Source organism: Microbacterium sp. lyk4-40-TSB-66 (genome assembly GCF_030209475.1).
Lineage (GTDB): Bacteria > Actinomycetota > Actinomycetes > Actinomycetales > Microbacteriaceae > Microbacterium.
In genome coordinates this window covers 1-24,867 of the sequence record NZ_JARVRW010000008.1, presented here as the reverse complement: position 1 = coordinate 24,867, position 24,867 = coordinate 1, and the positions used below count along the sequence as shown (strand labels likewise).

20 protein-coding genes are annotated in these 24,867 nt (G+C 67.4%); 11 read left to right on the top strand and 9 right to left on the bottom strand.

Annotation, left to right across the window (positions count from 1 at the left end; translation table 11 throughout):
• Window positions 1-12: 12 nt before the first annotated feature.
• The 4 genes from QRO03_RS11840 to QRO03_RS11825 form a co-directional block, all read right to left on the bottom strand.
• Window positions 13-261: a hypothetical protein gene (locus QRO03_RS11840; RefSeq protein WP_285137704.1), complete on the bottom strand. Its 249-nt coding sequence runs from the start codon at window positions 259-261 to the stop codon at window positions 13-15.
• 17 nt (window positions 262-278) lie between these two features.
• The gene (locus QRO03_RS11835; protein WP_285137703.1) at window positions 279-974 is read right to left on the bottom strand and encodes a hypothetical protein; all 696 of its coding nucleotides are present in this window, start codon (window positions 972-974) and stop codon (window positions 279-281) included.
• A gap of 187 nt (window positions 975-1,161) precedes the next feature.
• Entirely contained in the window at window positions 1,162-2,274 is a 1,113-nt protein-coding gene (locus QRO03_RS11830; RefSeq protein WP_285137702.1) for a tyrosine-type recombinase/integrase, read from the bottom strand.
• Window positions 2,264-2,506: a helix-turn-helix transcriptional regulator gene (locus tag QRO03_RS11825; RefSeq protein ID WP_285137701.1), complete on the bottom strand. Its 243-nt coding sequence runs from the start codon at window positions 2,504-2,506 to the stop codon at window positions 2,264-2,266. Before QRO03_RS11825 ends, QRO03_RS11830 begins: the two co-directional genes overlap by 11 nt.
• 470 nt (window positions 2,507-2,976) lie before the next feature.
• On the opposite strand from QRO03_RS11825, the gene QRO03_RS11820 reads away from it, so the two are divergent.
• From QRO03_RS11820 to QRO03_RS11805, 4 genes are read left to right on the top strand one after another with little or no spacing between them, the layout of a single operon-like run.
• Complete coding sequence (locus QRO03_RS11820; protein WP_285137700.1) at window positions 2,977-4,191, top strand: DNA cytosine methyltransferase; 1,215 nt, start codon at window positions 2,977-2,979, stop codon at window positions 4,189-4,191.
• A 15-nt stretch (window positions 4,192-4,206) separates the two neighbouring features.
• Window positions 4,207-4,650, top strand: coding sequence for a very short patch repair endonuclease (locus tag QRO03_RS11815; RefSeq protein WP_285137699.1), 444 nt, complete (start codon window positions 4,207-4,209; stop codon window positions 4,648-4,650).
• A 10-nt stretch (window positions 4,651-4,660) separates the two neighbouring features.
• Window positions 4,661-5,509, top strand: a complete 849-nt coding sequence (locus QRO03_RS11810; protein WP_285137698.1) for a hypothetical protein — start codon at window positions 4,661-4,663, stop codon at window positions 5,507-5,509.
• 48 nt (window positions 5,510-5,557) lie between these two features.
• Window positions 5,558-7,021: an ATP-dependent nuclease gene (locus tag QRO03_RS11805; protein ID WP_285137697.1), complete on the top strand. Its 1,464-nt coding sequence runs from the start codon at window positions 5,558-5,560 to the stop codon at window positions 7,019-7,021.
• Between the two features lie 585 nt (window positions 7,022-7,606).
• Here the strand turns inward: QRO03_RS11805 and QRO03_RS11800 are convergent.
• Together QRO03_RS11800 and QRO03_RS11795 are read right to left on the bottom strand one after the other, a co-directional pair.
• A complete protein-coding gene (locus tag QRO03_RS11800; RefSeq protein ID WP_285137696.1) occupies window positions 7,607-8,284 on the bottom strand; it encodes a hypothetical protein in 678 nt (225 codons plus the stop codon).
• A gap of 809 nt (window positions 8,285-9,093) precedes the next feature.
• Window positions 9,094-10,146 (bottom strand): protein kinase domain-containing protein, encoded by a 1,053-nt coding sequence (locus QRO03_RS11795; RefSeq protein ID WP_285137798.1) that lies wholly within the window; start codon window positions 10,144-10,146, stop codon window positions 9,094-9,096.
• 804 nt (window positions 10,147-10,950) lie between these two features.
• Here QRO03_RS11795 and QRO03_RS11790 point away from each other — a divergent pair.
• The gene (locus QRO03_RS11790) at window positions 10,951-13,011 is read left to right on the top strand and encodes an MDR family MFS transporter (protein ID WP_285137695.1); all 2,061 of its coding nucleotides are present in this window, start codon (window positions 10,951-10,953) and stop codon (window positions 13,009-13,011) included.
• A gap of 303 nt (window positions 13,012-13,314) precedes the next feature.
• Here QRO03_RS11790 and QRO03_RS11785 read toward each other — a convergent pair whose 3' ends face one another.
• The 3 genes from QRO03_RS11785 to QRO03_RS11775 form a co-directional block, all read right to left on the bottom strand.
• Window positions 13,315-14,898, bottom strand: a complete 1,584-nt coding sequence (locus QRO03_RS11785; RefSeq protein ID WP_285137694.1) for an AMP-binding protein — start codon at window positions 14,896-14,898, stop codon at window positions 13,315-13,317.
• A 126-nt stretch (window positions 14,899-15,024) separates the two neighbouring features.
• The gene (gene chrA, locus QRO03_RS11780; protein ID WP_285137693.1) at window positions 15,025-16,218 is read right to left on the bottom strand and encodes a chromate efflux transporter; all 1,194 of its coding nucleotides are present in this window, start codon (window positions 16,216-16,218) and stop codon (window positions 15,025-15,027) included.
• 40 nt (window positions 16,219-16,258) lie between these two features.
• Window positions 16,259-17,215 (bottom strand): Gfo/Idh/MocA family protein, encoded by a 957-nt coding sequence (locus QRO03_RS11775; protein ID WP_285137692.1) that lies wholly within the window; start codon window positions 17,213-17,215, stop codon window positions 16,259-16,261.
• A gap of 103 nt (window positions 17,216-17,318) precedes the next feature.
• On the opposite strand from QRO03_RS11775, the gene QRO03_RS11770 reads away from it, so the two are divergent.
• The 6 genes from QRO03_RS11770 to QRO03_RS11745 all read left to right on the top strand — a co-directional run bounded on the left by QRO03_RS11770 (window position 17,319) and on the right by QRO03_RS11745 (window position 24,423).
• The gene (locus QRO03_RS11770) at window positions 17,319-18,470 is read left to right on the top strand and encodes a polysaccharide deacetylase family protein (protein ID WP_285137691.1); all 1,152 of its coding nucleotides are present in this window, start codon (window positions 17,319-17,321) and stop codon (window positions 18,468-18,470) included.
• A gap of 156 nt (window positions 18,471-18,626) precedes the next feature.
• Window positions 18,627-19,754, top strand: a complete 1,128-nt coding sequence (locus tag QRO03_RS11765; RefSeq protein ID WP_285137690.1) for a glycosyltransferase — start codon at window positions 18,627-18,629, stop codon at window positions 19,752-19,754.
• Between the two features lie 163 nt (window positions 19,755-19,917).
• Window positions 19,918-20,175: a glutaredoxin family protein gene (locus QRO03_RS11760; RefSeq protein ID WP_055959528.1), complete on the top strand. Its 258-nt coding sequence runs from the start codon at window positions 19,918-19,920 to the stop codon at window positions 20,173-20,175.
• Between the two features lie 10 nt (window positions 20,176-20,185).
• Complete coding sequence (locus QRO03_RS11755) at window positions 20,186-21,124, top strand: amidohydrolase family protein (protein WP_285137689.1); 939 nt, start codon at window positions 20,186-20,188, stop codon at window positions 21,122-21,124.
• Between the two features lie 31 nt (window positions 21,125-21,155).
• Window positions 21,156-22,400, top strand: coding sequence for a kynureninase (locus QRO03_RS11750; protein WP_285137797.1), 1,245 nt, complete (start codon window positions 21,156-21,158; stop codon window positions 22,398-22,400).
• Window positions 22,401-22,674: 274 nt separating this feature from the next.
• Complete coding sequence (locus QRO03_RS11745) at window positions 22,675-24,423, top strand: cation:proton antiporter (protein WP_285137688.1); 1,749 nt, start codon at window positions 22,675-22,677, stop codon at window positions 24,421-24,423.
• The last annotated feature ends 444 nt before the right edge of the window (window positions 24,424-24,867 follow it).

Here is a 24,867-nt window from a genome sequence, read left to right as displayed (position 1 = left end):
GAGCACATCAGGCTACCCTCCCGCGGCGCCGTCGCCACGGCCTCTTGCCTCGACGTAACTGAAGATGCGGCTGTACTGCTCCTCGTCAATCAGATCGACGATGAACGCGTATGTGACCACCTCGAAGCTGTTGTCGCGGAGTTCCCAGTCGTCGGCGAGATCAGTCGTCTTGTAGCTCGGCTCGAACTCCCACTCCAGCAACGCGACGATCAGCTCATCGACCGAGATCTCTCCGTGTTGAGCCTGACGCACAAGGTCCATGGCGGTCGTTGGTTCGGTCATCTGTTTGCCCTCCGGTCCCGCCCTGTTCGACGCGAGTCGCGACGGTACCGCTCTAGCCCCTTGGCGATGGCAGAGTGTTGGCCGACCTGCTCAGCCAGAGTCTCGGCTTCGCTGCCGGGCCCTGTGGCCCCCTCGTCGGCGAGCCGGACCAGAGCACGGCCCGCCATCTCACGACTGTCGTCGATGGCACTAGCTACCGCGTACTCCCATGAGTTGGTGGCGCCTTCTATTCTCTGGATGCGCTCCCTGACGGCGGCGTCGCTACTGGCCTCGACCCGCTGCGCGATCGTCTGCAACGCGCGAAACTTCTCTCCCGGGCCAGACTCCAATCGCCAAACTGTCCGCGACCATTCGGAGTCGCGGTGTTCCCCCGCCTGGGACGCGAGCAATAGATCAAGAGAAGGCGGATTAAGGCGGTCATCCCAATGCTCCGTGCCACCGTTGAGCGGGTCTTCTACGAAGACCTGGGCAACGCGCACCTCGCGGAGCACCAATCCCTCAACGATCTGGGCCGCGTACTTGTTCGGAGCGTCGACGCCAGCCACCTGCTTCGCGCCCTGCCGACGCACGTGCTGCGTCAAGCGCGACCCGTCGTGCCGAGTGACGCCTACTTTGAAGGTCCGAGTCTCCTCGAAGTGGATGATGTAAATGATGTGGGGCTCCGCGAGCCCGCGGTACACCTCGGACCCCATGAAGGGAGAGGACAAGCGCCCAAAGGAGTACTGCAGCTTGTTCTCGTGCTCGATCGCAGGCGTCCAGCCCGGCAGGCTCCACGTCTTGCCTAGATTTCATTTCATTTTTTGCTCCTTCGAACCACGGGCTGCGGCGTTACTCATATAGGCCGCCAGTCGCGGTGTTCGCCGACACGGGATCGGACTTTCATTCAAAAAGCGAGTCGATGGCGGTCGCAGCGCGGCGGGCGACGTCAGAGCGAGCGCGGCTGTAGCGCTCGGTCATCTGCATGCTCGAGTGGCCTAGCACCGCCTGCACGTCGTTTGCCGAAGCGCCGGCGTCGAACAGCATCGTCGCGAGCGTGTGACGCAGGTCGTGGATGCGGAGGTCCTCGCGGTGCAAGGTCGCGCGGAGCGTCTTCCAGTCGATCGCGCGACGTAGGTTCGAGGGATTGATTCGTCCACCGCGAGGGCCCGTGAACACGAGGTCGCCGCGGTGCTTGCCGGCCATCGCGTCGGTCAGCGGAGCGACGAGCGGCGTGGGGATCGGCACATCGCGCTCCTTGTGGCTTTTCGGAGTCAGCTCGACTCCGCGACCGTCCGCCCCAATGCTGAACGCTCGGCGCACGTGGATCGTCCGCTGCGCAACATCGACGTCCTCGATGCGCAATGCGGTCGCTTCATTGGCCCGCATACCGGTGTAGACGAGAGCGGCGATGTAGCGCCGATAGTGCGCATCAGCGATCGCCGCGAGAAGTATTGGCACCTCAGCAGCCGTCAGCGCGCGCGAACGCAGGCTTGTCGTCGACTCGGACCTCGGGCGACGAGCAAGGCGTGCCTGGTTCAGCGGCACGAGGTGCGCACGCACGGCACCGTCAAGCAGTCGGCTCAGCACGGCGAGGGCATCGATCCGCGTCGAGGTGCTCCCCTCCCAGCTTGCAATCGCCTCTTCGATGACGCCCGCCGTAAGCTTCTCAAGCTTCATGTGGCCGAGCCAGGGCTTCACTCGCAGTCGCCAGCCGCGTTCGTAGGCCCGTGCAGTCGACGCGCGCACACTCCCCGCGATGACCGGCCAGTGACGCGAATGCCACTGCGCAAGCGTCATGCCGCCATCGGGGTATCGGCGAGTGAGCGTCTCGGCGCGCAGCTTCTTCGCCTCCGCGAGTGTCTCCACATAGAAGGATCGTTCACGCTGCTCACCATTCAGGCCGATCGCCCAGACGCGCACCTGGTACTTGCCGCGGTCCTTGCGAAAGCGGATGCCCTCCGGCAGCTGACGCCGCGTCTTCGGGTCGATCCGTTCGCCCCGTTCAGCCGACACCGCGGGTACCGCCAGCCTTGAGGAATGCGGCGACCGTCGACGCGCGCCACAGCATGTGCTTGCCCATGTGCGCGTCCGGGAACGGGAAACGGTTCTGCCGCCGCAGCGAGTCGAAGGTCGAAAGGGGAACCCTGCAGAGAGCAGCGGCCTCCCGTTGAGTCAGGTATCCGTTGGGATCGACACGATCGAGGACATCGATCTCCGGGTCGTCGGCAATGGCGTGAGTGGTCATGACGTGCTCCTTTCGGCGGGTGGGTTGTTGCGATCTCGCGCGCGGTCCTGGCGCCATTGGCGGGCGGCGTCGGCAGCCTCTCTCGCGAGCGCTTTGTCACCGTCGGTGAGCCAGCCCATGCCCGCGTATGCCCAAGAGCCGATGACCAGCACTTCGGTGGGATTGATGTCATCAGACGGCTTCGTCTTCGCAAGAAGGTGCCGCAGACGCCACGAGGACCTCGGCAACGACGAGCTGTGAGAACTTTCTTTACTCGTTCAAGGCCGGCCTCCGGCCGGCAGGTGGCGGTGCCACGCACTGCGGTGAGTCCGGTCCTCGCTCCGCTGCGGTCCGGGCGCGCCTCGGCTTAGCACCGTCACTTCACGCGGAGCTCTTGATGTCAGAGGTCCCACGTATCTTCGCGGTCAGCCCGTCGACTCGAGTTCTGACGGAATCTCGAGTACGGTTTGACGTGACCTAGGAGCGCAAACATGTCTAACGCATCATGGAAGGTGGCCGGGCTCTTCGCTGGTATCGGCGGCGTCGAGCTCGGGCTGGAACGCGCTCTCGGCAACCAGATCGAGACGCTGACGTTCTGCGAATGGTGGGAACCTGCTCAAGCAGTCCTCCGAGCGCGATTCGAAGGCGTGCCGATCGACACAGACGTTCGCAACATGAGAAGACTCCCCGATGAGACGAACCTCGTCACTGCGGGTTTTCCGTGCACTGACCTGTCGCAAGCAGGCAGGACCGCTGGCATCGCAGGCGAGAGCTCCGGTCTCGTCGTGAACGTCTTCCGGCTGCTTGAGGATGCGCAAGATCGCACCGGGCATCTGCCGACGCTTCTGATTGAGAACGTCCCGAACATGCTTGCCCTCGATCGTGGCAAGGCGATGAGTTATCTCATCTCCGAGATCGAGCGGCTGGGGTACACGTGGGCCTACCGCGTCGTCGACTCACGCTTCACGGGCGTTCCGCAGCGACGTCGACGCGTGATCCTGATCGCGTCGGTCGATTTTGATCCCAAGTCGATCCTCTTCGCAGACGACGCGGGCGATCGATCCGACGACTTTCATGACGACATGTTCGGCTTCTACTGGACCGAGGGGCGCGGCGGCCTCGGTTGGGCACAGGACGCAGTGCCTACACTCAAGGGTGGGTCGACGATCGGAATCCCGTCACCGCCTGCCGTGTGGGTACGAGGAGCCCAGCTCGGTCGACGGCTCGTGAAGCCGTCCGTCGAGGACGCCGAGGCCATGCAGGGCTTCGACCGAGGGTGGACCAACGTCGAACATCTGTCATCGAAGCGGAACGGCCCCCGATGGAAACTCGTCGGCAATGCTGTGACCGTCGGAGTCTCCCGATGGGTAGGAAGCCGACTCCTCGCCCCAGGCGACCCCATCGTCGAGCTTCGGGATTGGGAGCCCGGCCGAGGCGCATGGCCCGCCGCCGCTGCCGGATCGGCAGGACGCATCCAAATTCCCGTCGACCTTTCCGAGTTCCCCACGCACGTGGGGTACAGCCACCTTGCGCAGATGATCGACGTATCCGCTGCAGAAGCACTGAGTCTCCGAGGCGCCAAAGGCTTCTGGAACCGCCTGCAACAAGGCAATCTCGGCCGCTACCCAGGCTTTCGCGCCGATGTACAGGAGCATATCGATGCGCTTGAGCGCACCCAGTCTGGGAGCGAGCCGCTCTTTCGTTGAGGCCGCAGGAACAGCATGACTGAGCTCCAAGCGGCCTCCAATGAGACGTCGCGCCGAATGGCCCGCATAGGCCGACGCGATACCGCCGCCGAGATGGCGATAAGGAGACTTCTTCACGCCGCGGGGCTTCGTTACCGCGTCCAGTTTCCTGTGCCTGGACGCCCACGGAGAACGATCGATGTGGCGTTCACCAGACTTCGCGTTGCCGTGTTCGTCGACGGGTGCTACTGGCACGGCTGTCCCCTTCACGCGACACAGTCCAAGACGAACGCGGACTGGTGGCGATCGAAGATCGAGGCGAACCGTCAGCGCGACGCAGATACCAATCGCGCCCTGACCGAGGGGAGCTGGCTCGTGATCAGAATCTGGGAACATCAGAGCCCAGTCGAGGCAGCAGCAGAGATTGAGCGGATCGTCGCGCGCCGCGTCAATGACATCGGAGCCGCATCGAGCCGATAGCCTCGGCAACATGCATGGACCCGAGCTACTGGCGCGATTCTTGTCGACCCCGGGACCGCCCGATAGCCACGGCAACGTCTGGCAGTACAACTCTCGCTCGGATCGTCACTCCAAGGTCGGGTGTTGGGGCGTCGCGTTCGACCTGCTCCTCACATCGAGCTTGCTTCGGCGCCATGTAGAGGATGGCAAGGTCGTACTGGGCGTGAATCATGAGATGCGCGACTTTGCAACGGGACGCAAGAAGGATCTGGACCTCGTCATCGCCCGACCGGCGGGAGCCGTGCCCACCCCGCATCGGAGTCTCCATAGCCTCGCCCTCGATTACGGTGTGCCACTAACGCCCGCCGAACTTGAAACTCTGAATGGCCTCCCCGAGTTCCCCGTTTCTCCCGTCGGAGCGGTCCTGGTTGCACTGGAGGCCAAGGCCGCAATGACCGCGCACATCAAAGCGCTCCCGCGGCTGTACGACGAACTCAACTCATCGCACGTCTGCGTACACGGCGCGTCAGCCCAGGCGCTCGCCATCGCGTACGTCCAGGTGAATGCCGCCGAGGAATTCATGTCCTCGGTCACCAACAATTACGCGCTCACAGAGTTCCCGGCCCGCTACAGCAAGCACAAGCAGCCGGGGGACACCGCTCGGGTCGTCTCGAAGATCCGTGAGCTGCCTCGCCGTACACGTCAGTCAGAGAACGGCTTCGATGGCATCGGTATCACAGTGCTCGACTTCGCTAACGACGGAGGTCCGGTATCGATTGTGAATGGCCCACCCGCGCCAGGCGCAAGCGATTCCGACAATTACGCCCGCATGATCGAACGGATGGCAACTGAGTACGACACGCGATTTGTGGGGATCTGAGTAAGATTTTGAAGTTGCGCAGCTAGCCACCACACGTCAGGAGCATGAATGGTCGCGCCGACTGCATCCAAATTGAGCAGCGCCTGGGACACGGCGCGTCACGCGCAGTCCGGCTGGCCGCTGTTCCTGACCTCCCTCAAGATTGATGGATTGCGCGGGTGGGCGGGTCAAGCCGTTGAGTTCCGATATCCCGTGGTTGCGGTGGCCGGGATGAACGGCGCCGGGAAGAGCACGGTGCTGAAGGCTGCTGCCGCTGCATATCAGGCGCAGACAAACTCTCCTACCATGACGTACTACGCCGACGACTTCTTCCCAAGCACGCCCTGGGAACAGGTAAGTGGAGTCGTGCTCGCCTACGCCGTTCGACAGGGCGATGAGACCAGTTCTTACACGGTCAGAAAGCCGACGTCGCGTTGGCGCGGTGCGCCAGAGCGTAAGCGTCGACCCGTGTACTTCCTTGACATCTCAAGAATACAGCCCGCGAACACACTGATCGGTTACGGCCGTACAGCACAAGAGGTAATCAGTCAGGGAACTGAGAAGCCCTTAACAGATGCAGAGGTCGCCCAGCTGAACCGCACTCTCGGGCGCACCTATGATTACGCGAGGATTGATGAGAATCAGGGCAAGCAAGTCGGAGTCCTAACTCAAGGGGGCGTTCGCTACTCCAACTTCCACCAAGGCGCCGGTGAAGACTCAGTCCTGGACTTGATCGCTCTCCTGAACGAGGTGCCCAACCATTCACTCGTGATTATCGACGAGGTAGAGGCTTCCCTGCATCCTCAGGCGCAGCGAGGACTGATGACGGAGATTCTCCGACTCCCCTTCGACAAGAAGTTGCAAGTAATCCTGTCGACGCACTCGCAGTTCATCCTCGAACAGTTGCCCGATGTCGCGCGGATCTTTATCTCCGTGGATCGCGACTCGGAGCGCCAGGTGTTGTACGGCGTGACTGCTGACTTCGCCCTCAACTTGATGGACGACGAACGGCACTACGAGCTCGACATCTATTGCGAGGACGACCAAGCCGTCTATCTCATCGAGCGCATCATTGCACTCGGAGCCCCCGAGGTGCTGAAGCGCGCGCGCATCACAAGCGTCGGACCGGCGAGCACCGTGGTCGCTCTCTCTACAGTCGCAACTAAGGCAAAACTCCCTCGTGCGAGTCTGTGCATTGTCGATGGCGAGCAGCCCGCGGGGGAGACATATCTTCGGCTACCTGGCGGGGAGCGGCCCGAGCGTGTCGTGTTTCAGTCACTAGACGATTCGCATTGGCAAGCGGTGGCCGAGCGCCTCGGGCAGCCCGTCGGTGAGCTCCTCGATGCGAAGGACGCAGCCCTCCAGATTGAAAACCATCACGCCTGGGCGGGAGAAATCGCCCGCCGAATCGGAGGGACTATGCGACCGTCCAAGGTTTGGGAGGCTGTAGTGGACGTCTGGACGCGGGATATCCTCGGCGAGCAGGCCGCGAAGGAATGGAGCGAGCCAGTCCTGGCCTCACTTGCGAACTAGCCATCAACCGGGCCGGTCCCGGGCCGGGAGCTCGGCTGAAACTACCCAGAACCAGCCACCACCAACGATCACAGCTTCCCCGGAATCACGCGGCAAACGAGCACTCGCGAGCGCCCACAAACCCGGCGCATACAACTGAAAATCGTGAGGTCACGGGATCGACGCCCGTCGGAGCCACACGGGTGATCATTACGTCACCCCAGAAACCCTCGCGGAGCTTTTATCCGCGGGGGTTTTGCTTTGCCCTGTTGAGGGGCAGTTTCTGCACGCGAATCGGATGCTCCGGCTCCGCAATCGTATGAGCGCTCCGACCTAGCACCCGTAGACCCTCGTCCACGGTCATCCGCTAGACGCCGAATCTCTCGACAAGTTCAGACTCGACAGGCAACTTCGCGCCCGGTTCGACTTGCCGCGCGGCAACTATCCACCGAACCTGCGTGGTGATCTGCACGTGCGCTGGCCGCAGCTTCGCGCGAGTCACCAGGCTCAGCGCGCCAGCTGGACATCTCATTGACGGCGACCGATATCTTGCCGCCAGCTGCGGTGTCTCCGGTCCTCGCTCGCGGCAAACCGAACCGGCGACAACTATCCTTTGCCGAGCATTACGCGTTCGAATCGTGCAAGTTGTTCCGCGGTGTCGGGTGATGGAGCCCGCTCTACAGCCTTCTGCGCGACACTCAGCAGCTGAGCTGCGACTACTGAACCGATCCGAGCCTCCTCAATCCCCCACAGACACACAGCCAATGCGGTGTGCTGAGCGAGGCGTTCGGAGACAAAGCCCTCAATAGCATCCGAGTAGAGCCTTCGGCCTTCCTCGGCGTGGTCGCGACGGAAAGCGAGGAATCCCCGCGTGGCGACAAGAACGTTGAATTCCTCGACGTCGAGACCCCCAGTATCTACGCGTAGGAAATGCTCTGCATCATCGAACATTCCGAGCGCGATCGCAGCGTAAGCAGCATTGTTGCTCAACATCGCGTCACCCGGATTGGACATCAGCCCCAACTTCGCGGAACTGAGTGCCGCCCCATGGTCTCCCACGCCCATCTCCGCGACGTAGGACGCAGCGAGCGCAGCGTCCTTCGAGAACGGCTGATCCTGTTGCCAAGCAATGCTCGCGGTGAGAGCAGCATCCCACGAACCATCTCTCGACGCCTCCCGGAAGCGCGCCTCGTCAGCTCCATTCAGCGCCACTGGCTCCAGCCGGAGATTTACCGCCTCAACTGCCCATTCAGCCTGAGCAAGCGCGTTCTCGTTTGGATCCACCACTGAACGCTCGAACAACAAACGACTGGGTCGAAGACGTCCCGCTGCGGCTTCGAGGGTGCCAAGTTGTCCTGCTAACTCCGAGACTGCTCTCTCGTGGAAACGGCCGGGCTCAAGTAGTTCTCGCGCACTCCTCACATCAACTCGAACGTCTGCGAGATCACCGACGGCAAGCGCGGCGGACGCCAACCAGGGGTCGTGTCGCCTCCCAGCACTCCTAATCAGTGCCGCATACGCAATTTCAGGCTCATCAGTCGATGCAAAGAACGCGGCAGCGCTGCGAAGCACAAATCGGCTATCGGGGCTGACGGATAGGGCAATCAGCATTTCCCGCCTAGCTGTGGCTCGATTGCCGAGAACGGTATGTGCGAGCGCGAGATCAACGCGTGTGACCCCGTCGCGTGGACGAAGCATCAATAGTGTTCGCGAACGACGCACTGTTCGGATGGCGCGCGCTCGTGCGTCCTCGACCAGACCGGAATTTAGCTCAGCCTGGTCATCCCGCGGCGTCGCAAGTACTGACTCGGCAAATTCTCGGAGTGATGATTCCTCCGCCCGGTCCAGGAGGCTCTCAGCGACCTCGAGAACTTCTGCACGAGGTTCTTGTTCAGCCAAGAGCGCGCTGAGCAAGTCAGCACGAATCCAAACATCTTCGGGGTCTGCCTTTACTTCGTCACGCAGACGATCGAGCCCCTCATTCGCCTGTGCCTCTGCTGCCGAGATCGAGTCAAGCTCAGCGGCTCTGGTGGAGCGCCGAAACGACCGCCATCTCGGTACGAGCTGCCGCTCCGGGTCCGCGGGTTGCAGGCTCATCTATTGACTCGTGCGGCCGCACGGCGTGCTGCCAGATCGAAGTCAGATATAACGCGCTCCAGGCCATACGGCGATCCATACGCCTGCTTACGCGCGCCTGGATGCCCCCGCTTTTCATAGTCAGGTTCACACAAGTAAGCTACTATTCGCACGACGTCACGACCTGCACTAGACGTCAGCTTCTCCTCCAGTTTTGCGACGATACGGGAGTACGCCTCTTCCAGATAGGGAAGCACGGTCTGATAGCTGTCCCCGTACTTGCGCCAGTGCAACTGTGGATCGAGCACACGACCGAGCATCGCGTTCATGGTGCGGCCCGTGAACAAAAAGCAGACCATGTTGCCCAACTGGAAAAGATCAGCGCCGTAGCGGCGGCCCCGCTCGTCAGGAACCGAATATCGGTAAAGCTGCTCAGGCGGAGCGTAGTTCCGATCGCCCGGGATTGTCTCGGAGTCGAGAGAGTTCGGTTGGTCCGCACGATAAGCCCTCCCCAGGTCCGCGATCTTCCCGGTGGCGCGACCGTCCGTTCCCGGGGGAAAGACCAGGAAGTTCGAAGGCTTTAGGTCCTGATGCGCGACCTTGATCCCGTGTAGCTGACGCAAGCCCATCGCAATACTGTGCAGGTACTCAAGCCTGATTACCTCGTCAAGTTCCGCGTGCAGCGACATCGCCCGTCGCACATCGTGGGTCGCCATCTCAAAGACGATGTATGACACCGATGAAAGGGGCGCGTACTCCGCGAGCTGTAATGAGCCGTGATCGATCGCCGTCACGATCTTGGACAGACGGCGTTCCCCGCACATGACGCAGAGGTCACGTTCAGCAGAGAACTGGGATGTCATCCACAGCAGCGTGCCCACGACGTCTTGCTGTTGCATCGCCAACCCGAGGTTGAGTACTTTCAAGAACCCCTGCGTGCCGTCGTCCTTCGAAACGGGATATGAGACGCTGAAGACTCCCCCCGTGGCGTCACTCGCCGGAACTCGCACTGGACCTACCAGCCATCCGTTTGGCAGAATACGCCCTTCCAGGGCAAGCGCCGCGTTCATAGTCACGCCGTGGTCCATCCTCGAAAGTTCGCGTGCGAACGATTGATGCCGCCGCGCGAAGACGCGGATTCCGTAGGATCGTATCCGCTCTCAGCACGGATCCGAGTGACCGCTGGGGGCGGCGGCGGTTCGGTGCCGACACGTCCCCTGACGACACCCTCAACCGGCCGCGACCAACCAAGGCAACTGCCGCAGACTTACGCGGCAGACGGCGACCAAAGAGCACCCGCTGCCCCACCGCATCCAACTGAAGATCGCGAGGTCGCGGGATCGAAGCCCGTCGGGGCCCACGGTCCCTCGTGAGGCTTCTCTTCATTGGGGACTTTTGCTTCCGGATGCCGCTGAACGGCCGCCCTCCCGCGCCTGCCTCGCTCACAACCTCAGCAACGTGCACAAGTTCAGCTGCGATTGACGCCATCCGGCGTACTTTGCGCACATCACTGAGGATGGGTCAGCCCGGCACCGTGCACTCCCCCGGCCCCGCTCCCCCGGCACCACGCCGCACGCCCCGCACCCCACTTCCCGGCGCCTGTCGGAGCCGGCTCGGCTCACGACCTCAGCGATGTGCACAACGTCAGCCGCGATCGAGGCAGTTCAGCGGAGTCGGCGCACTTCGCTGACCGTCCGCCCACTCCCCGGCGGCCCGCATCGCACTGGCCGCTGTGCGGGTTCATCGCCCGCGCACAGGACCGATGGTTTCCGCCGACGCCGGACCGCGCTACTATTTGCTTGACTTTTAGCAAACACCTGGCGCCCGACCGAGCCTTCCTGCCGTCCGCCAGGCCTTCTCGTGAAGAGGACCCGATGTCAGACATCACCACCAGCAGGCGCGCGCACACCGCCGCCACCGACACGGTCATGACCCACCGCATGATCATGTTCGTGATCTTCGGCCTCATGGCCGGCATGTTCTTGTCCGCCCTCGACCAGACCGTGGTGGGCACCTCGATCCGCACGATCGGCGATGACCTGCAGGGCCTGAGCTTGCAGGCGTGGGTCACCACGGCGTACCTCATCGTGTCGACCATCTCGACGCCGATCTACGGCAAGCTCTCCGACATCTTCGGTCGGCGCCCGCTGTTCCTCATCGCCATCCTCATCTTCATCATCGGCTCGGTGCTCGCCAGCTTCTCCACCTCGATGGTCGAGCTCGCCGCGTTCCGCGCCATTCAGGGCCTGGGCGCCGGTGGCCTCATGTCGATGCCGCTCGCGATCATGGGCGACATCCTCGCCCCGCGCGAACGCGCGAAGTACCAGGGCTACTTCCTCGCCGTCTTCGGCATCTCCAGCGTGATCGGCCCGCTCGTCGGCGGCCTGTTCGCGGGCGCCAACGAGATCCTCTTCATCACCGGATGGCGCTGGGTCTTCCTCATCAACGTGCCGATCGGCATCGTGGCGCTGGCCATCGTATGGCGGTTCCTGCACATCCCCAAGCAGCCCCGTCACTCGGTGCGCATCGACTGGTGGGGCGCCACGACGGTCATCGTCGCGCTCGTCCCGCTGCTCCTCGTCGCCGAGCAGGGCCGCGAGTGGGGCTGGGGATCGCCCATCGCCCTCGCCTGCTACGTCGTGGGAGCCCTCGGCATCCTGGCCTTCGTCATCGCCGAAACCAAGATGAAGGACGACGCGCTCATCCCGCTGAAGCTCTTCCGCTCGCCGACGTTCTCGATGGCCACCGTCATCGGCGTGCTGGTCGGCTTCGGCATGTTCGGCGCGATGCTGACGCTGCCGCTCTACCTGCAGCTCGTGCTCGGATCGACGCCCACCCAGAGCGGCTTCGAGATGCTGCCGATGATCCTCGGACTCATGATCGCCTCCATCGCGAGCGGTCAGATCATCGCGCGCACCGGGCGGTACCGCATGTTCCCGATCCTGGGCACGGCGTTGATGTCGCTCGGCTTCTTCCTGCTGACGTTCCTGAAGTACGACAGCCCGTACTGGCACGTCGCGATCGCGATGCTCGTCATCGGTCTCGGCCTCGGCCAGCTCATGCAGACGCTGACGATCGCCAGCCAGAACTCCGTCGGCGTGCGCGACATGGGTGTGGCCACCAGCGGCTCGACCTTCTTCCGTCAGATCGGTGGAACCCTCGGTACCGCCGTGCTGCTGTCGCTGCTGTTCACGCTGATGCCCTCGAACATCATCGGTTCGTTCGGCGACCGCGCGACCCTGACCGACGCTCTCGACGCCGCCTTCGACCCCGCGACGGCCTCCGCGCCCGCGAACGAGAAGATCATGTCGTCGATCTACACCCCGATCGTGACCCAGACGACGGATGCCGTGACCCAGCAGGTGCAGCAGGGCGTGCAGCAGGCGACGCAGGCGGCGACCCAGGCCGTGGCGCAGCAGGTGGCGGCGGGTCAGATCCCCGCCGCGGCTCAGGCGCAGGCGACGCAGGCCGCGGTCGCGCAGGCGATCTCGGCCGCGACGGTGCAGATCCAGCAGCAGGTGCCGGTCGCGCGCATCGGCTCCGACGGCTCGGTCAGCCTCGACTTCTCCGACGCCGCAGACCGGACGGCGTTCGTCGACAACGTGGCCACCACCCTGACCGACCAGTTCACCTCGGGAGACCAGGACACCTCGATCGGCGGATCGACGCTGGATGACACGTCGTTCCTGGTGGGCGCCGACGCGCGACTGACCAAGCCCTTCCTCGTGGGCTTCAACTCCTCCGCGACGAGCGTCTACTGGGTGGCGATGGGTGTCGTGCTGCTCGCCTTCGTGCTGTCGCTGTTCTTCCGCACCCCGCCGCTGCGGGCCAAGTCCGCGCTGCAGGAAGCCGCCGACGAGCGCCGCGGCAAGGAGGACGAGGAGAAGCGCGCCGCCGAGGCCGCGACGCACACGGGCGCACTGCTGACCCCCTGACGCGATGCGAACGAAGGGCGGGGGTGTCGCGAGACGCCCCCGCCCTTCGGCGTCTTCTGGACGTGGTCGCGGCTCGCACCGGCTCCCGCAGCAACCTCGAAGTCACCGCGCTCGCACGAGACGCCCCTGACCCGGCATCCATGTCCCACTTCTGGTGGGTCAGCGCCGCCGCCACCCGCCACAAGTGGGACATGCACCGCTATAAGTGGGACGAGGAGGACGGAGGGATGCTGACACGGCGCCGCACCCGCGCTGCGTCGCCCCGCCGCGGGCGTCCACCCCGCCGCGGGCGCCGCCCCGTCGTCAGGCGGCCTCGCGGGCGCGCAGGTCCTTCCGCAGGATCTTGCCCGAGGTGGACTTGGGAATCATGTCGATGAACTCCACGCGGCGCACCTTCTTGTGCGGCGCCACCTGCCCCGACACGAACGTCATGACTTCCTCGGCCGACAGGCCGGCATCCGGTGCGGTCACGACGAATGCCTTCGGGATCTCCTCGCCGTCGTCGCCGTGGACGCCGATGACGGCGGCATCCTGGATCTTCGGATGCGAGAGCAACAGGGCCTCCAGCTCAGCCGGGGCGATCTGGTAGCCGTGGTACTTGATCAGTTCTTTGAGCCGGTCGACGATGGTGAAGTACCCGTCGACGTGGTGCACGCCGATGTCGCCGGTGTGCAGGAACCCGTCGGCGTCGAGGGTCTCGGCGGTCGCGTCGGGCCGGTTCAGGTAGCCGAGCATGACATTCGGTCCGCGCACCCAGATCTCGCCCGGTGCGGTCAGGCCGTCGTCGCCGTGCTCCTCGATCTCGGCACCGGTGTCGGGGTCTACGAGCTTGGCGTCGCAGTTCGGGATGAGCACGCCGACCGAGCTGACCGGCATCCCTCCCTCCGGCGGGATGGCGTGCGACACCGGGCTGAGCTCGCTCATGCCGTAGCCCTGGAAGAAACGCGCGCCGATGCGCCGCCCCGCGGTCTCGGCCGTTTCGCCGTCGAGGGGAGCCGCGCCCGAGAAGACGCTGTGCACGCTCGAGAGGTCGAACTGCTCGACGGCCGGGTGCTTCGCGAGGGCCACGGCGATGGGCGGGGCGATGAAGAGGAACGTGCAGCGGTGGTCCTGGATGACGCGGAGGAACTCCATGAGGTCGAACCGCGGCATCGTGACGAGGGTCGCGCGTTGGCGCAGCGCCAGGTTCAGCAGCACCGTCATTCCGTAGATGTGGAAGAACGGCAGCACGGCCAGCACCCGGTCGTCGGCGTCGATCTCGATGACCGGACGGCACTGGTGGACGTTCGCGACGAGATTACGGTGCGAGAGCATCACGCCCTTGGGCACTCCGGTCGTGCCCGACGAATAGGGAAGCACCGCGACGTGCGTGGCGGGGTCGATGGTGACCTCGGGCGGCGTCCGCTGCTCGCTCAGTAGCGCACGCAGATCGGGGTGGCCCTCGGCGCCGTCGAGCACGATGATCCGGTCATGGGGGATGCCGACCGCGCGCGCCGCCTCCAACGCCGGCGGCAGCAGCGGCGACACGGTCACGAGCCAGGTCGCCTCGGCATCGCGCAGCTGGTTCTCGATCTCGTGCGCGGTGTAGAGGGAGTTGATGGTGGTGATGGGGGCCCCGAGCCTCAGGATGCCGTGGAACACCGTTGCGAAGGCGGGCACGTTCGGGCAGAGCATCGCCACGACGGTGTCGGTGCCGACGCCACGCGCGGCGAGCGCGCCCGCGAAGGCGTCGACCTGGGCGCGCAGGGCGCGATAGGTGGTCTCGGCGCCACTGGCCGGGTCCACCAGTGCCACGCGATCGAGGTCGCCGTCGTCGAGTGAGCCGAACAGGTAGTCGTAGATGCTCTGGTCGGGGACCTCGACGGACGGGTGGGGGCTATGGAACACGGTTCTCTCCCTCGAAACACCGGCGGCGTCGTCGCCGTTCGCTCATCCTGGCACCGCCGGTACCCGGTGTCACGCGTCGTGGAGACGAGTCTCAGGATGCCGGAAGGTGCTGCGCGCGGGCGGCGGTCACACGAACGCCAGGACGACCCCGCCCGCGGCGCCCACGAGCACGACCGCCCACGCCGGGACCTTGAATGCGGTCAGCAGCACGAAGCCCACCGCCGCGAGCACGAGAGGACCGGGTCCCGTGATCGCCGTGGTGAAGACGGGCGAGTACAGCGCCCCGGCGAGGATGCCGACGACGGCGGCGTTCGCCCCGCGCATCGCCGACCGCACGCGCGGACGTGTGCGCACGGCATCCCAGAACGGCAGCACGCCGACGAGGAGGAGGAAGCCGGGGAGGAAGATCGCCCCGAGAGCGAGGGCCGCGCCCAAGATGCCGCCCGGCCCGACCGTCGAGACGGTCCCGAGGTACGCCGCGAAGGTGAAGAGCGGTCCGGGGACCGCCTGGGCGGCGCCGTAGCCCGCCAGGAACGACTCGGGCGAGACCCACCCGGTGTCCACGACACCGGCCTGCAGCAGGGGGAGGGCGACGTGCCCGCCGCCGAAGACCAGCGCCCCGGCGCGGTAGAACGCGTCGACCAGAGACACCGCTCCCGACCCCGTGAGTGCCGCGAGCAGCGGCAGCGCGACCAGTCCCCCCGCGAACAACACGAGGCAGGCGATCGCGGCACCCCGGCGCACGCCGAACGACGGCAGCGTGGCCGCGGCGGTGGGGTCGGCGCCACCCCGCAGGGCGAGCCCCGCCACCGCCCCGACCGCGAGGGCGGCAAGCTGGCCCGGGGCTGCGGGCAGGAGCAGCGCGAGGGCGAGGGCCGCGACCGCGATGCCCGCGCGCGGCGCATCGGGAGTGAGCGTCTTCGCCATGCCCCACACGGCGTGCGCGACGATCGCGACGGCCACGACCTTCAGCCCGGTGAGCACGCCCTCGCCCACGGTGCCGCCGATCGCGGCCGCACCGCTCGCGAAAGCCACGAGCAGAACCGCCGAGGGAAGGGTGAAGGCCGCGAAGGCGGCGAGCGCACCGAGCACCCCTGCTCGCTGGAGCCCCATCGCGAAGCCGACCTGACTCGACGCCGGCCCGGGCAGGAATTGGCACAGCGCCACCAGATCGGCGTACGCGCGGTCGTCCATCCACCGCCGACGCACGACGAGGTCGTCCCGGAAGTACCCGAGGTGCGCGATGGGCCCGCCGAACGAGGTCAGCCCCAGTCGGAGGAACGCGAGGAACACCTCTCCCGCGCGGGCCGCTGTCTGCATCCGGGCATCCTCCCTCCGCGGGGGAAACAACGGGTGAACCTCAGACGAGGGGCCGCGCGAGCAGACCGTCGACCAGTCGCAGCGTGGTCGCGGTGCACTCTTGATCGTCCGCGATGTCGGCTCCCGCGACGGCGTCGGCGAAGCGCCGCACCTCCCCGACCATCGGGTTGTCGTCGGCCGGCACCGTGATCACGCTCGGAACGCCGCCGCGCGGAGTGAGGACGAGCCGTCGCGGCGCGTCGATCGCATCGATGAGCAACGACGCGTCCTCCCCCTGGATCTCGCTCTGGAGGCTCGTATCAGTGATCTTCGACCACGCCACGTCGGCGACGAAGCCGTCGTAGGCGGCGAGGGCACTGCCCACCCCGTCCGTCCCCGACGCGATCCCGACCCGGACGCCCTGCACGGCTCGAGGCTCACCGAAGAGACGCACGAGGGCGTGCAGCGGATACACGCCCAGATCGCGGAGCGCGCTCCCGCCCAATTCGGGGTCGAAGATGTTCGTCTGCCGACCGGCGAGCACCTCGTCGTAGCGCGCCGATCGCTTCTCGTAGCGCAGCGAGACGCGCCGGACGGTTCCGAGGTCGGGCAGAGCCGCCTGAACGGCGGCCAGACCCGGGTCGTACGCCGTGCGCATGGCCTCCAGCAGCACGACACCGCGACGGCGTGCGTGCGCCACAGCCGCATCCCACTCCCCCGCGGTCAGCACCGCGGGCTTCTCCACGAGCACCGGGATGCCGGCATCCACCGCCGACGCGATCTGTGCGGCGTGCACGGCGTTCGGGCTGGCCAGGTAGACGGCGTCGACGTCGGGCGCGGCGAGCAGATCGTCGAGCCCGACGGCGACCCCGGGCGCTCCCACGCGATCGGCGAACGACCGCGCCCGTTCCGCGTCGCGCGAGGCGATGCGCGACACCCCGATCCCCTCGACGATGGCGACCGCTTCCGCGAAGCGCTCGGAGATGGAGCTGGTGCCGACGATGCCGATACGGATCATCCCTTCATCCTGCCCTGTCGCCTCGGCGTGTCGCGGAGTGTCCCCGGACGGCGTTCGCGGTCCCGATATGATCGCGGCGACCTGACCGCCGACCCGAGGCATCATGACCGTCACCCGAGCCGAGCACCGTCGCCGCACCTCTCGACGCGTGCGCCTGCGCCGCACCCTCGTCGCCACCGCCGCCGTCGCCCTGATCGCCGGCGGTGTCACCGTGTTCGCGCTGACGCGCGGGCCGGCCACCGCGCCCGTCGCCGAAACGGTGCCCTCGAGCGAACCGACGTCGACCCCGACTCCGACGCCCCCTCCGCTGAGCGCCGCCCAGCAGCTCCTGGCGGGCTCGACCGACCCGAAGTCGTGCGCGGTCTCGTTCAGCGGCGACGGAATCGCCCTCGATCCGCAACTGCAGTCCGAAGACGTCCGCTACGACGAGCTCCCGATCCCGCGCGCCGACGGGCGCGTCTTCGCCGGGTGGTATCCCACGGCTGCGGACGCGACGTCGCTCAACGCCGCCGAGCGGGTGAACGGCGCCGACCTCGTCGCCTGCACCGACCGCGAGCGCACCCTTTACGCGGCCTGGACGACGCCCGAGGCCAACAGCGCCGAGGGCACCGAGCTGCCGATCCTCATGTACCACCAGTTCACGCGGAACCCCGAGGGCGAGGACAACTGGCTCCGCGGCAACTACGCCTACATCGGCGACTTCGACGCGCAGATGGCCCACATCCAGAACGGCGCGTTCTATCTGCCCACCTGGGACGAGGTCAGCGCCTTCATCGACGGCGCCCTCTACCTGCCGAAGCGCTCCGTCGTCATCACCGACGACGACGCCGACAGCACCTGGCTCGAGATGGCCGCACCGATCGTCGACGCGCGCCACCTGCTGACCACGTCGTTCGTCATCACCTCCGCGCGCACCGAACCCACCCCGAACCGCTTCGTGATGCAGCGATCGCACACGCACGACATGCACCGCGCCGGCGCCAACGGCAAGGGCCGCATGGTCAACGACGACGCCGACACGATCGCGGCCGACCTCGAGACCTCGGCCCAGATCCTGGGAGTCAAAGAGGTCGTCGCGTATCCCTTCGGCCACTACAACGACACGACCAAAGAGGGAGTGCGCCGAGCGGGCTTCGACCTCGGCCGCGGGATCGAACCCGGGTACGTGCGCATCGGGACCGATAAGCTGGCGCTGCCCGTCGTCCGTATCGACTACGGCATGACCGTCGAAGACCTCCAGGCCAAGATCGGTTGATCCCGCCCCCATCGACATCCCGCGCTTCCGTTGCGCATCCGATGCTGGGGTGGGCAACCGCTAGCTCACAGGAACGTCCGCCACAATCCTGTGGAGGCACGCGTCGGTCTCACTACGCTGTGCATCCCCTGACTCATCACGAAAACGCGAGTACCCATGGATCTTTCCGTCATCGTTCCGACCTTCAACGAGGGTCCGAACGTCGCCGAACTCGTGCGCCGCACGACGGATGCCCTGGCGGACCGCGCGGTCGAAGTGATCTTCGTCGACGACTCCACCGACGACACCCCTGACATCATCCGGGCGGTCGCGGCGGGCGCACGCATCCCCGTGCGCCTGATCCACCGCGACGATCCCGTGGGCGGTCTCGGCGGTGCCGTAGTCGAGGGCATCAAGGCTGCGGCATCCGATCGATGCGTCGTCATGGACGGCGACCTTCAGCACCCGCCCGAGGTCATCGCCGACCTGCTCGCGCGCGCCGAGCTGGGCGACGTCGACGTGGTCGTGGCATCCCGCTACGTCGCCGGCGGCACCTCCGACGGCCTCGCCAACGCGGTGCGCACCATGGTGTCTCGCGCATCGACCCTCCTCACCAAGTCGATGTTCCCGAAGAAGCTCCACAACTGCTCCGACCCGATGACCGGCTTCTTCCTCGTCGACCGCAGCGCCCTCGAGGTCGAGACGCTGCAGCCGCGGGGATTCAAGATCCTGCTCGAGATCCTCGCGCGCAAGCAGATGCGCATCGCCGAGGTGCCGTTCTCGTTCGCACCGCGCTTCGCGGGCGAGTCGAAGGCGTCGTTCAGCCAGGGCATGCGGTTCCTGCTGCAGCTGACGATGCTGCGGTTCGGCCGCATGTCGGCCTTCGCGCTCGTCGGTGGGCTCGGTGCCGTCGCCAACCTGGCGATCATGTGGGGGCTGCAGACCGTCGGCGTGCAGTACATCATCGCCGCGGTGATCGCGAGCGTCGTCACGATCGTCGCCAACTTCCTGGCGCTCGAATACCTGGTCTTCGCCGACATGCGCGCCGAGTCCGGCCTCATGCGCCACCGCTTCATCAAGTCGTTCACCTTCAACGGCGTCGAGGCGATCGTGCGCATCCCGGTGATCTGGGTGCTCGTGAGTCAGGCGCACATCCAGAGCGTCGTCGCCGCGGGACTCACCCTCATCGCCGCCTTCGTCGTGCGTTTCGTCTTCCACGCCCTCGTCGTGTACGCGCCCAAGAAGAGCCGCATCGGCAAGGCCGCGCGCGCCATCGAGCCCCTCGAAGACGAAGTCACCGCCTGACGCTTCCCTCGCGGCGGGGTCGGGCGATCCTCCGCCCGTACGCCCTGCGATTACGTTCCACGGGGTCCGACCGGGTGGGTACACGCCCGCGAGCGCTGTCGCAGCGCCCCGCCGCCGGGCCTCGACCGCGACCGGTGTCGGCGCACCGGCGTACGCTGGAGTCATGTCCTCCGACGCATCCATCCGTATGTTCGGCGCCGACTGGTGCCGCGATTGCATCCGCACGAAGAAGCAGCTCGACGAGCTGGGTATCGACTACGAGTACGTCGACCTGGTCGCCGATCCCGCCGCGGCCGACGTCGCGAAGGAGATCTCGGGTCGCACCAGCATCCCCGTGGTCGTCTACCCCGACTCCAGCCACCACGTCGAGCCCTCGAACGCCGACGTCGAGGCCAAGCTCCGCGAGCTGTCGCTGATCTGATCGGGTCGGCGTGACCCTCTCCGCCGCCTGGCCCGTCCGGCGCGCACTCACCGCCGAACACGGCACAGCGCTGCCGGCGTTCGTCGACCACCACGTGCATCTGCACCTGGTCGACCCCTCCACGCTGGCCGCGCGCGGCATCGCGGCGGTGGTCGATCTGGGTGGCGATCCCGTCAGCCTCGCCCGGCGCGCGCAGGGACTCCCCCGCGTCTCGTACGCGGGGGCGTTCCTGACCGCACCCGGTGGGTACCCGCAGGGGCGGTCGTGGGCCCCGGAGGCCACCGTGCGCCTCGTCACCGATGCGTCGCGGCATCCGGGGGTCACGGGGGGCGCGCGAACCGCCGTCGACGCGCAGGCGGATGCCGGGGCCTCGGTCATCAAAGTCGCGCTGCACGCCGACGCCGGACCCGTGGTGTCCGACGAGGTGCTCGCGGCGATCGTCGCGGCCGCCGGAGAACGGGGGCTGCCGGTCGTCGCCCATGCCCAGGGCACAGGGCAGGTGGAGCGCGCGATCGAGGCGGGCGTCGCCGCACTGGCGCACACGCCCTTCGACGCACCTCTCTCCCGGCGCACGCTCTCGCGCGCGGTCGCGGCGGGCCAGGCGTGGATCTCGACGCTCGACATCCACCGCGGAGCCGCCCGCGACCAGGCGATGGCGAATCTGCGCGCCTTCGCCGTGCGCGGTGGGCGGGTGCTCTACGGAACCGATCTCGGCAACGGCGCCCTCCCGGTCGGGCTTAACCGCCGCGAACTCCTGGGACTGCACGACGCCGGCGTGCGCGGCGACGCGCTCGTGGCCGCACTGACCGACCCCTGGCCGCACGTCGAGACGACGAGCGCGGTTTCGACCTTCGTGCCGGGGCCTTCGCCCACCGATCCCGACGACCTGCCGACCTGGCTCAGCCGCGGCACCGTCGCCAGCACCGAGGAGTTGACGCGTGTCGACTGACCCCACCCCCGATTTCGGATCCGTCGACGCACTGCAGGTGCCGCGCGCCTCCTTCGAGGCGCAGGCGTCGGCCCTCGACGCCGACGACCCACTCGCCCACCACCGCTCCGCCTTCGTCGGCGCCGAGACGGCGCTGGTCTACTTCGACGGCAACTCCCTCGGGCGCCCACCTCGTGCGACGGCCGATCGCCTCGCCCGCTTCGTCACCGAGGAGTGGGGCGGCCGCCTCATCCGCGGATGGGACGAGCAGTGGATGCAGCTCCCCTTCGCCATCGGTGACCGGATCGCAGCTCTCACGCTCGGCGCGGCATCCGGCCAGACCGTCATCGGCGACTCCACGACCGTCCTGCTCTACAAGCTGCTGCGCGCGGCGCTCGACGCGCAGATGAACCTCGACCCGCAGCGCGTGGAGATCGTCGTGGGCCGCGACGACTTCCCCACCGACCGCTACCTCGTCGAGGGCATCGCGGCCGAGCGCGGCGCCCGCGTGGTGTGGGTCGACGTCGACACCTCCCGCGGGGTGGATGCCGACCTGCTCCGCGCCGCTGTCGGCGATCGCACCGCGGTGGTGCTGCTGAGCCACGTGTCGTACCGCTCGGGGTACCTCGCCGACGGCGCCGGTCTGACGCGCATCGCCCACGACGCCGGGGCGCTCGTGCTGTGGGACCTCTGCCACTCCGCCGGATCCGTGCCGATCGAACTCGACGCGTGGGGCGCCGACCTGGCCGTGGGCTGCACCTACAAGTACCTCAACGGCGGCCCGGGCTCTCCCGCTTTCGCCTACGTCGCCGCGCGCCACCAGCACGCACTGACCCAGCCCGTGCAGGGCTGGATGGGGGCCGCCGACGTCTTCTCGATGGGGCCGGTCTACCGCCCCGCCGACGGGATGCGCCGCTTCCTCTCCGGCACTCCGCCGGTACTGGCGATGATCGCGATGCAGGACACCCTCGACCTGCTGGAGGAAGCCGGGATCGACGCGGTCCGGGCGAAGTCCGTGGCACTGACCGAGTTCGCGGTGCGGGTGGCCGACGGCATCCTGAGCCCCCTCGGCGTGACGTTCGCCTCGCCGCGCGACGCCGCCGAACGCGGCGGCCACGTGACGCTCTCGCACCCCGCCATGCGGGCCGTGACCGCCCGCCTGTGGCAGGGCGACGTCATCCCCGACTACCGCGACCCGCACGGCCTCCGCATCGGCCTTTCGCCGCTGTCGACGAGCTTCGCCGAGACGCTCACCGGTCTGCGCGCGGTCGCCGACGCGGTGCGCGCCGAGAGCTGAACCGCTCCGCCGTGCGCGTGAGGGCGGCGGCGGTCTCGGTCGCCCGGTCGGCGGCGGGCTCGGTCGGGACGATCCTGCGGCGGGCTCGGTCGGCGCGATCCTGGAGCCGGCTCGGTCGGGACGATCCTGCGGCCGGCCCGGTCGGCGCGATCCTGGAGCCGGCTCGGTCGACGTGATCCTGCGGCAGGCTCGGTCGGCACGATCCTGCGGAGGCTCGGACGGCGCGGAGACGAGACCCCACGGGGCGACCGCGATGCCGGACTAGCCTCGGAGCATGATCGATCCCCTCCTCGTCGTCCTCGCCGGCGTCGTGGTGGTCGCCCTCGCCACCGTCATCGGGCCGCGCTTCAACGTCGCGGGGCCCCTCGTGCTGCTCGCCGTGGGCGCGGGCGTGAGCCTGCTGCCGTTCGTGCCGCCGGTCGCCGTCGACCCCGAGATCATCCTCGTCGGCGTGCTGCCGCCGTTGCTGTACTCCGCGGCCGTGCAATTGCCGGCCATCGAGTTCCGCCGCGACTTCGCACCCATCGCGGGCCTCTCGGTCGTGCTGGTCGTCCTCAGCTCCGTGCTGCTGGGCCTGTTCTTCTGGGCCGTGATCCCCGGTCTCGGCCTCGCACTCGCGATCGCGCTGGGGGCGATCCTGAGCCCCACGGATGCCGTGGCCACCTCCATCGCCAAGCGCTTGGGGATCTCGCCGCGCGTGGTCACGATGCTGGAGGGCGAGAGCCTGCTGAACGACGCCACCGCGCTCGTGCTGCTGCGCACGGCGGTGGCCGCCGTGGCATCCGGATTCGCGTTCGGTGACGCCGTGGCCGACTTCGCGTGGGCTGTCGCGGTCGCGCTCGTCCTCGGCGCGGTCATCGGGTGGGTGAACCTGCGCGTGCGCGAGCGATTGGCGAATCCCGCAGCCAACACGGCGCTGAGCTTCACGATCCCCTTCGTCGCGTACCTGCCCACCGAGCACCTCGGCGGATCGGGCCTGGTCGCCGCCGTGGTCGCGGGGATCGTCACCGGCCAAGGCGCCGCACGTCGCTTCACCCCCGAGCAGCGCATCAGCGACCGTCTCAATTGGCGCACCATCGAACTCGTGCTCGAGGGCGGCGTGTTCCTCGTCTTCGGCCTCGAGCTGAAGGACATCGTGGGTGCGAACCTCCGCGAGCACGAGGGCCTCTGGCACGGCACATGGTTGGCGCTCAGCGCCCTCGGGATCGTGCTCGTCGTGCGCGGCCTGTGGGTGGCCGGGTTGATCTGGGTGCAGGGGCGCCGCAGCCACCGCCACGAGCGGGATCAGGGTCGCATCGAGGGCGCGCAGGATCGCCTCGACAGGTTCGAAGCGGCTTACCGCGAGACGCCTGAGCAGTTCGGTGTCCGCGGCGCGGATCCGGTGCGCACGGAGCGGCGCATCGGGTGGATGCGCACCCGCATCGCCCGCACGATGGCAGACCTCGACTACTACCGCGACACCCCGCTCGGCGCGCGCCACGGCACCGTCATCGTGTGGGCGGGCATGCGCGGAGTGGTCACCCTCGCGGCCGCGCAGACCCTGCCGGCGGACACCCCCCAGCGACCTCTGCTCATCTTCGTCGCCTTCCTGGTGGCGCTGTTCAGCCTCGTGCTGCAGGGGCTGACGCTGCCGGCCGTCGTGCGGTCGGTCGGTCTCGCCGGCGCGGGCGGAGAAGGACCGACGCGGGAGGAGCAGCGCGCCCTCGACGCGGAGCTCCGTGAGGCCGCCAGCGACGCGCTCGGCGCGGGGACGCTCCGGCGGCGCGACGGGGCGGCATTCCCCCCTGAGCTCCTCGAGCGCGCGGGCGCGCGGATCGTCCAGCCGCCCGACGAAGACGCCTCGACCCGCGTCCGCGACTTCCTCGAGCTCCGCCTCGCCTCGATCGAGGCCATGCGCCGACGCCTGCACGACGCGGGACGTGACGGCCGCTACAGCACCGCCGCCCTTCGTCACGCCCTCGCCGAGCTCGACGCCGACCAGCTGAGCCTGGAACTGCGCATCGACGACGGCGAGGATGAGTAGCGAGGCGCGGGCCCGATGCGGGCGCGTGCGTGACGGGGCGGTGCGGGCGCGTGCGTGACGGGGCGGTGCGGGCGGGGGCGTGACGGGGCGGTGTGGGCCGGGGCGTGACGGGGCGGTGTGGGCCGGGGCGTCGAATGTGCAGCGGGGCGTCCCCCGCCCGCCCCTGTGCACATAGGGTGCCCCGGCACGGCGCTCACCCGCGAACGGCGCCAGCGCGAGCCTCACGGGGGCGCCGAATGTGCAGCGGGGCGTCCCCCGCCCGCCCCCGTGCACATGGAGCGCCCCAGCACGGCGCTCGACCGCTGCGGCGGCGGTCGTAGGCACGGCCGCGAGCCTCACGGGGCGCCGAATGGGCTGCGGAGCGTCCCCCGCCCGCCCCAGTGCACGCGGGGTGCCCCGGCACGGCGCTCACCCGCGAACGGCGCCAGCGCGAGCCTCACGGGG

Coding starts and splice junctions, on each gene's coding strand:
- QRO03_RS11840 (WP_285137704.1), bottom strand. CDS start 261: ATGGACCTTGTGCGTCAGGCTCAACACGGAGAGATCTCGGTCGATGAG.
- QRO03_RS11835 (WP_285137703.1), bottom strand. CDS start 974: ATGGGGTCCGAGGTGTACCGCGGGCTCGCGGAGCCCCACATCATTTAC.
- QRO03_RS11825 (WP_285137701.1), bottom strand. CDS start 2,506: ATGACCACTCACGCCATTGCCGACGACCCGGAGATCGATGTCCTCGAT.
- QRO03_RS11820 (WP_285137700.1), top strand. CDS start 2,977: ATGTCTAACGCATCATGGAAGGTGGCCGGGCTCTTCGCTGGTATCGGC.
- QRO03_RS11815 (WP_285137699.1), top strand. CDS start 4,207: ATGACTGAGCTCCAAGCGGCCTCCAATGAGACGTCGCGCCGAATGGCC.
- QRO03_RS11810 (WP_285137698.1), top strand. CDS start 4,661: ATGCATGGACCCGAGCTACTGGCGCGATTCTTGTCGACCCCGGGACCG.
- QRO03_RS11805 (WP_285137697.1), top strand. CDS start 5,558: ATGGTCGCGCCGACTGCATCCAAATTGAGCAGCGCCTGGGACACGGCG.
- QRO03_RS11795 (WP_285137798.1), bottom strand. CDS start 10,146: ATGAACGCGGCGCTTGCCCTGGAAGGGCGTATTCTGCCAAACGGATGG.
- QRO03_RS11790 (WP_285137695.1), top strand. CDS start 10,951: ATGTCAGACATCACCACCAGCAGGCGCGCGCACACCGCCGCCACCGAC.
- chrA (WP_285137693.1), bottom strand. CDS start 16,218: ATGCAGACAGCGGCCCGCGCGGGAGAGGTGTTCCTCGCGTTCCTCCGA.
- QRO03_RS11775 (WP_285137692.1), bottom strand. CDS start 17,215: ATGATCCGTATCGGCATCGTCGGCACCAGCTCCATCTCCGAGCGCTTC.
- QRO03_RS11770 (WP_285137691.1), top strand. CDS start 17,319: ATGACCGTCACCCGAGCCGAGCACCGTCGCCGCACCTCTCGACGCGTG.
- QRO03_RS11765 (WP_285137690.1), top strand. CDS start 18,627: ATGGATCTTTCCGTCATCGTTCCGACCTTCAACGAGGGTCCGAACGTC.
- QRO03_RS11760 (WP_055959528.1), top strand. CDS start 19,918: ATGTCCTCCGACGCATCCATCCGTATGTTCGGCGCCGACTGGTGCCGC.
- QRO03_RS11745 (WP_285137688.1), top strand. CDS start 22,675: ATGATCGATCCCCTCCTCGTCGTCCTCGCCGGCGTCGTGGTGGTCGCC.